Consider the following 2,445-nt stretch of genomic DNA (forward strand, 5'->3'; position numbering starts at 1 on the left):
CCTGTACTTCCTATGGCGTGATCTATATTATAAAAACCGTTTTTTGTATATAAGTCTATGGCTTCTTTCATCTGGGGGAAGCTTTCGATATACATTTTTTTGAAACCAAATTCCTTGGCTGTTTTGATGCACATTTCTATCAAAGTTTTTCCAATTTTCATACCTCTTGCTTCTTTTTTTAGATACATTCTTTGAAGCTCACAGTAGTCAATATTATCCTGGTTGGGTATTTTTTTTACCCCGCAACCGCCAACAATTTCATTATCAATAAGAGCAATATAATACACCGAGCGTTCTTCCCTGTATTCTTCATACATACTGAAACATGAAGGGTCGCCCAACATACTTCCACCCTCAACGGCATTATATTCAATCAAAACCTTCTCCATTACTTCTCCAAGTACCTGATTGTCTTCTTTGAGTATTTTTCGGTATTCTATCAATTTTTCTGTTAGTTGAATATATTACAAATATACTTTTTTAGCATAATATTTAATTGTTAAGCGCCGGATTTATTTATATTTGAACCCTTAAGTTTAAGTATACAAAAGTTGAATTTCGAAAAATTTGTAGCACAGAAATTAGTTAAAAACTCTTCCGGTAAAGGGAGTGTTTCAGGGCCTATAATAAAAATAGCCATAGGAGCAATCGCTTTGGGTATAGCTATTATGATTATTACTGTTGCTACAGGAACCGGGCTTCAGTTAAAGGTTAGGGAACGATTGTCAGGCTTAGCCGGCCATATTCAGGTTAACAGTTTCGAAAACAGTTACAATTATATCACAAAGCCAATTAGTAAAAACCAGAATTTCTATCCACATTTTGAAGGGATTCCCGAAATAAAGCACATTCAGGTTTATGCCAATAAACCCGGTATAATAAGAACTGAAGGTGACTTTGAAGGAATTGTAATGAAGGGAGTTTCTACCGATTACGACTGGGATTTTTATCGAGAAAGTTTAGTTGATGGAAGTGTTCCTGATTATTCCGGCAAAAAAATGAGTTCTTCTGCTCTAATGTCGCAAACAATTGCTGATGGACTGAAACTTAAAGTAGGGGATAAGTTCAATATATTTTTTCTTGAAGAGGGAAATAAACCTCCAAAGGTTAGAAGATTGACTATTTCCGGTATTTTTAATACAGGATTGAAAGATTTTGATCAAAATTTTATTATTAGTGATATCAGACAAATTCAACGCTTAAATAAGTGGGATGAAAATACTGTAGGTGGTTTTGAGATGATCTTAGATGATTTTGATAACCTCGACAAAGTGATTCCGGAGGTTTATCACAATATTGGTTTCGATCTTAATGCAGTTTCTATTAAAGAAACTAACAGATATATTCTGGAGTGGCTTAATCTTTTCGATCTGAATATAGCTGTAATACTATTTATTATGTTGATGGTTGCAGGAATAAATATGATCACGGCACTTCTGATTTTAATACTTGAAAGAACACAAATGATAGGGATTCTTAAAGCTCTTGGCAGTAATAACTGGAGTGTTAGAAAGATATTTCTTCATCATGCACAGTATCTTATTGTGAGAGGCTTATTAATTGGAAATATCTTGGGGATAGGCCTGATGTATGCTCAAAAATTCTTCGAAATAATTAAACTGGATCCCACCACATATTATGTTAGAGTAGCACCGGTAAATGTAAATTTATGGCACATATTAATTCTTAATATCGGGACTCTTTTATTGGTATTGTTGATGTTGATTATACCTTCGTATCTAGTAACTAAAATAACTCCTGTTAAGGCTATTAAGTTTGATTAAGGTACTTTTTGGTCAATGTTAATGGGTGGCATTTATTACATAATGAATTAATACAAACCATCTTAGCGCTCTTTGCTTTTTTTCCTTTGCGCTTTGGGTGAAAATATTTTGAATTTCATAAAAGAGACACTCTTGATATGAACTCCCAAAAGTCCGGGACCTAACTGATTATGTACTTTAAATGCAGCATTTAAAACAAATTTTGCTAATTGATTTTCTGTGTAGTACATAGTTGCCTAGTTTAAGTTGTAAAATTACACAGTGGTAAGGGATCAGTTCCTTAAACTGGGGAGAAAAATGTATAGTCATAAATATTAGCAAATAAAATAGTCCCTAATATTTTGATGTTTTATAAGCTTAGCGTAAACAAACTAAGAAAAGCTTATACATTGCTTTGCTATTAAATTTAACTTCATGTCCTCAAGCCGGACGGGCTTTTCATTTTTTTCCATTGATGAAAAAAACGAAACAAAAAAAATCTAGTACTTATTCGTGAATTATTGTTTTCCAAAAGAACTCATGAATCGCTTCGCTTATTTCCTCAAGGTGATTTGTTCGCTCGTTCCTCACTCTCAACCGTTGCCAGCTTTCTTTCTCCATGCTATGTTTCGCAAAAAAGCGAAACGCAATTATTCACATTAATAATTTTATATTTAGGAGT

The 2,445-nt window shown here is 33.3% G+C and carries 2 protein-coding genes; one reads left to right on the plus strand and one right to left on the minus strand.

Annotated features, from left to right (window positions below; translation table 11 throughout):
* A partial coding sequence (locus tag ABFR62_14095) for a GNAT family N-acetyltransferase (protein MEN8139548.1) occupies positions 1-443 on the minus strand: 443 nt, incomplete at its 3' end.
* 108 nt (positions 444-551) lie between these two features.
* Between ABFR62_14095 and ABFR62_14100 the strand changes: the two genes are divergently transcribed.
* Positions 552-1,784 (plus strand): FtsX-like permease family protein, encoded by a 1,233-nt coding sequence (locus tag ABFR62_14100; GenBank protein MEN8139549.1) that lies wholly within the window; start codon positions 552-554, stop codon positions 1,782-1,784.
* The last annotated feature ends 661 nt before the right edge of the window (positions 1,785-2,445 follow it).

This window comes from Bacteroidota bacterium, assembly GCA_039714315.1.
Classification (GTDB): Bacteria; Bacteroidota; Bacteroidia; order Flavobacteriales; family JADGDT01; genus JADGDT01.